9 protein-coding genes are annotated in these 3,594 nt (G+C 42.0%); 5 read left to right on the top strand and 4 right to left on the bottom strand.

Going from position 1 to position 3,594, the window contains the following annotated elements; all coding sequences use genetic code 11:
* The coding region (gene pepE, locus HWQ23_RS12635; protein WP_292828618.1) for a dipeptidase PepE at positions 1–444 on the bottom strand (444 nt) is incomplete at its 3' end.
* A 172-nt stretch (positions 445–616) separates the two neighbouring features.
* Positions 617–1,081, bottom strand: coding sequence for a GFA family protein (locus HWQ23_RS12630; protein WP_472850396.1), 465 nt, complete (start codon positions 1,079–1,081; stop codon positions 617–619).
* Positions 1,082–1,263: 182 nt separating this feature from the next.
* Between HWQ23_RS12630 and HWQ23_RS12625 the strand changes: the two genes are divergently transcribed.
* The 5 genes from HWQ23_RS12625 (at position 1,264) to HWQ23_RS12605 (ending at position 2,921) form a co-directional block, all read left to right on the top strand.
* A complete protein-coding gene (locus tag HWQ23_RS12625; protein ID WP_292828615.1) occupies positions 1,264–1,605 on the top strand; it encodes an ArsR/SmtB family transcription factor in 342 nt (113 codons plus the stop codon).
* Entirely contained in the window at positions 1,598–2,107 is a 510-nt protein-coding gene (locus tag HWQ23_RS12620; protein ID WP_292828612.1) for an SRPBCC domain-containing protein, read from the top strand. The genes HWQ23_RS12625 and HWQ23_RS12620 overlap by 8 nt, the downstream gene beginning before the upstream one ends.
* A 47-nt stretch (positions 2,108–2,154) precedes the next feature.
* Positions 2,155–2,280 (top strand): hypothetical protein, encoded by a 126-nt coding sequence (locus HWQ23_RS12615; RefSeq protein ID WP_292828609.1) that lies wholly within the window; start codon positions 2,155–2,157, stop codon positions 2,278–2,280.
* A gap of 63 nt (positions 2,281–2,343) precedes the next feature.
* The gene (locus HWQ23_RS12610; RefSeq protein ID WP_100902070.1) at positions 2,344–2,541 is read left to right on the top strand and encodes a hypothetical protein; all 198 of its coding nucleotides are present in this window, start codon (positions 2,344–2,346) and stop codon (positions 2,539–2,541) included.
* Complete coding sequence (locus HWQ23_RS12605) at positions 2,538–2,921, top strand: type II toxin-antitoxin system VapC family toxin (RefSeq protein ID WP_292828605.1); 384 nt, start codon at positions 2,538–2,540, stop codon at positions 2,919–2,921. The genes HWQ23_RS12610 and HWQ23_RS12605 overlap by 4 nt, the downstream gene beginning before the upstream one ends.
* 83 nt (positions 2,922–3,004) lie before the next feature.
* Here the strand turns inward: HWQ23_RS12605 and HWQ23_RS12600 are convergent, their stop codons facing one another.
* Together HWQ23_RS12600 and HWQ23_RS12595 are read right to left on the bottom strand one after the other, a co-directional pair.
* Positions 3,005–3,322, bottom strand: a complete 318-nt coding sequence (locus HWQ23_RS12600; RefSeq protein ID WP_292828602.1) for a hypothetical protein — start codon at positions 3,320–3,322, stop codon at positions 3,005–3,007.
* 1 nt (position 3,323) lies between these two features.
* Positions 3,324–3,488 carry a hypothetical protein gene (locus HWQ23_RS12595; protein WP_292828599.1) on the bottom strand — a complete coding sequence of 55 codons (165 nt, stop codon included), beginning with the start codon at positions 3,486–3,488 and terminating at the stop codon, positions 3,324–3,326.
* Between the last annotated feature and the right edge of the window lie 106 nt (positions 3,489–3,594).

Raw genomic sequence — 3,594 nt, 5'->3', positions numbered from 1 at the left:
TTGAAAACTTATCGGTTCAATTATTGGCATATCATTACTTGTTTTGATGGTAGGACAAGCAACATTAGAACCTGCACTCCAGCCGATATAAGGAGTTCTATTACTAACTTTATTTCTGATATCCTCAAGTAGTTTAGTCTGGTGTAAGCAATGTATTAAATGAAAAGTGTTTCCGCCTCCAACTACTATAGCTTCTGCATTTTTAATTAATTCATGAGGATTTTCAACCAAATGAATAGCATCAACTTTATAACCTATATCTTGAAAGACTTTTTCAACTTTTTCGCTATACTGCTGATAAGTTGAAGTAACGGCTGCAAAGGGGACAAACACTATTTTATTGACAGAGCTTCCTAAAAACTTTTGAATTTCCTGACGAGGATAAAATAAGTATTCTTCACCGATATTTGTTGAATTACTAAGTAATAACAATCTTTTTGACATGGTTTATTTCCTATAGTTGTAATTATCTCTACTAGAGAATAGTTAATTTGAACTCAGGTTGGTTGAGTAAAGCACTTCATAGATACCCTATCCGTGTAAAAATAAGATCGGATCTGAACTCGACTCTGACTTACTTTGCTGATAAAAAATCGTGCAATCTTGTAATTGGTCATCATAAAGGTTTCGATGCTTGCTTGGTGTATTCTTCTATCAGGGAAGCATAGTCTTCTTTTTTGGGCAGGGTCTCGAAGCTATGAACCACAGAGGTCGTCGCCCATAGCAGCTTTTCCCTTGTCCAAGTTTCGATGAAAGGTGTGAACCATGAGGCATCGTCCAGCATCGTCGCACGAAGGTTAACGAACTCGTCCATTCCTTCAGGCCGAGTAAATATCCAACTCATGCAGTGTGGGCAGAAGTAATGGCGAGTCGCGCCATGCAAACCGCCGATGGTCGGCTGACCTTTCAGTATTGAGAACCCAACGCTTGGAATCGCAACGCTTAAAGAAAAAGCGCTGGCAGTCATTCGCTGGCAACCTGTGCAGTGACAAGCCATCGTCAGCAGAGGCGGGGCACTCACCTGAAGCCGTATCTGTCCACAACGACATCCGCCTGACCAGGGCAAATTCCAGTCGTTCATGATCTGCCGCCTCCGTTCTCTATTCATCTTCATTCTTAACTAACAATAATATAGGTGTTACGCAGTACAACTATATTGCCCAAACAGGCATTTTATTTCTTGGATTTCCCTTAACTGGGGGCTTGACATGATTCAATAGTACATTTAACCTAGTAGTTAATTAACCATTAGGTTAAATAAAAATGTCTAACGAACAACTGAGCCTTACCTTTGCTGCCCTAGCCGATCCTACACGGCGTGCAATTCTGACTCACCTCGCCAAAGGTGAGGCATCGGTAAGTGAGTTAGCCAAGCCTTTTAAGATGAGTCTTCCTGCAATCTCCAAACATATAAAGGTACTAGAGCGTGCCGGACTGATTGTGCGGGGTCGCGAAGCTCAATGGCGACCATGCCAGATTCAAGCACAGCCACTCAAAGAAGCGGCGGATTGGATTGAGCAATATCGCCAATTATGGGAACAGAGGCTCTCTAGGCTTGATGATTACCTGCAAGAATTACAAACCCAGGAGGAACAAGATGAGTAACATTGAGGATTCCATTGATGCTCAATCCCAACGTGAGCTTGTCATTAGTCGCATCTTGAAAGCGCCGCGCGAAGTTGTGTTTAAAGCGTGGACTGACCCCAAACACATAACGCAGTGGTGGGGGCCAAAAGGTTTCACGACCCGTGTGGTTGAGATGGATCTGCGTCCAGGCGGGAAATGGCGCTACGTGATGACTGGCCCAGACGGCAGGGAGTACCCGGCCAAAGGTGTTTTTCGCGAAATCGTACCCTTTGAGAGGATTGTTACCAGTGATGAATTTGATGAAGGCTTTGAAAAAGTCGTAAATGCTGATTTACCAAAGGGAATGGTTGTAACAGCCATTTTCGAGGATTTAGATGGCAATACCAAACTCACACTCCAGATTATGCATGAGTCTATTGAGGATCGACGTAAGCATGAACAGATGGGTGTGATCGAAGGGTGGAACTCCACTTTTGACTGCCTAGATGAGTTTTTGGCAAAAGCTTCAGTCTCTCTTTAGGGATAAGGTGCTTGTATGTTTTTCTTCATCAAGCCGAGAAAAAGTTGATGCGATGGTTGCTCCCTGCACTTGCCGCCGGTGGAGCAACCTACAATGAACCACAAGACCACAGTTTTATGTACGGACACGGGTTTGCTGACTTAAACGGTTATATTGACAGTCATCAAGTTTGATAAGAATTAAAACAAATCCGTTATAATCAAACCAAGAAATCTGAGAAAAAAGAGAATCTAACTGTGCCAATAATTAAAATACCAAAACATTATCTTATATATCAAGATGAAGATTCAATTACAGTAGATATACCAGAATCAATGCTGTTAGATTGGGAAAAAAACTATAAAAAAGTTTCTCAAGCTAAAGGGCTTTTAAAGCATAAAAAAGAAGCCATGCTGGCTCATTTAGATGCTGTACGTCAGGAGTGGGACGGATGAGATACGTATATGATACAAATATTTTTATTTATTATCTTGCGGATGAACCAACAGTTAATTCATTTTTTACAGAAGAATTTCTCAATTTGCACGAAGTTCTGATCTCACCGATTATCCACATAGAATTATTAAGTTTTGCAGGCTTAGAGAAAGAAGAAGAGCAAGCGATCAGAGATTTACTATCCCAGTTTTACTCAGTTCCCTTGTTAAGGGAGATTGAAGAGCAGACAATCCAATTGAAACGACAGTATAAAATTAAGCTTCCTGATGCAATTATTGCTGCTACTGCACTACATAAAGACGCATTTTTGGTTACAAGAAATGCTAATGATTTTCAAAGGATTGCTGAACTAAAAATTCAAAATCCTTTTATTAAATAAGGTAGGGAGAATTTGGTCAGGGCAATGTCTGCGACGGTCTATTCGATCTCTAAACCCCCACCAACCAATCGCATACCACAGACCTACAGCCGCGATCCATTGTTAACCCAAACTTGCCACTGCCCCAGATACCCATTCCAGTAAGGCTCACCATCAGCAACGCCGACAGCAACGCCAACTTGGGAGACTAACTCAGTGTAAAACCGACTAGCACTGTCCAATCCTTGCCGCAGCTTCAGACTTAACCCCTTCCAGCCTTGAATAACAATATTTTCTGGGGTATGTGGTGCTGTGTCACTAACTGGTGTTGCTAACACTATATTATTAGTGCCTGACACCAAATCAGTATTTTTGGAGATTAACTGTGATGTTGTGTCAGTAATGAGTGTTGGTAACTCCATACTAGGTAGTTCCCAATACCTGCAACCCCTTGCTGATGTAAGACAAGGGCAAATCAATGATGTCGAGCAATTTTTGAGCGGGGAGAGTGGCAATCCTTGACAGGGAAGGCAACAAGGGTGTGTTTCTCAGCAATACGAGTAGCCAAGAAGCTACGTGATTTGTCACAAAATTGCTCCTCAAACCTAGCCCCTAGTTTTTTTTGCTGTCACCTCTATCCTGGAGTTTAGACTAAAGGCGAGCGATCGGAAAATAACACCTAGAGAATTGTGAG

Origin of the sequence: Nostoc sp. JL33 (assembly GCF_017114985.1) — a bacterium.
In the GTDB taxonomy this organism is placed as follows: domain Bacteria; phylum Cyanobacteriota; class Cyanobacteriia; order Cyanobacteriales; family Nostocaceae; genus Nostoc.
The sequence above is the reverse complement of the archived record's forward strand: the minus strand, read 5'-3'. Positions and strand labels throughout refer to the sequence as shown.

Bases quoted from the DNA above. Each gene is read 5' to 3' on its own strand.
- HWQ23_RS12605 (WP_292828605.1), top strand. From the start codon at position 2,538: ATGAGATACGTATATGATACAAATATTTTTATTTATTATCTTGCGGAT.
- HWQ23_RS12625 (WP_292828615.1), top strand. From the start codon at position 1,264: ATGTCTAACGAACAACTGAGCCTTACCTTTGCTGCCCTAGCCGATCCT.
- HWQ23_RS12600 (WP_292828602.1), bottom strand. From the start codon at position 3,322: ATGGAGTTACCAACACTCATTACTGACACAACATCACAGTTAATCTCC.
- HWQ23_RS12620 (WP_292828612.1), top strand. From the start codon at position 1,598: ATGAGTAACATTGAGGATTCCATTGATGCTCAATCCCAACGTGAGCTT.
- HWQ23_RS12615 (WP_292828609.1), top strand. From the start codon at position 2,155: ATGCGATGGTTGCTCCCTGCACTTGCCGCCGGTGGAGCAACCTACAAT.
- HWQ23_RS12630 (WP_472850396.1), bottom strand. From the start codon at position 1,081: ATGAACGACTGGAATTTGCCCTGGTCAGGCGGATGTCGTTGTGGACAG.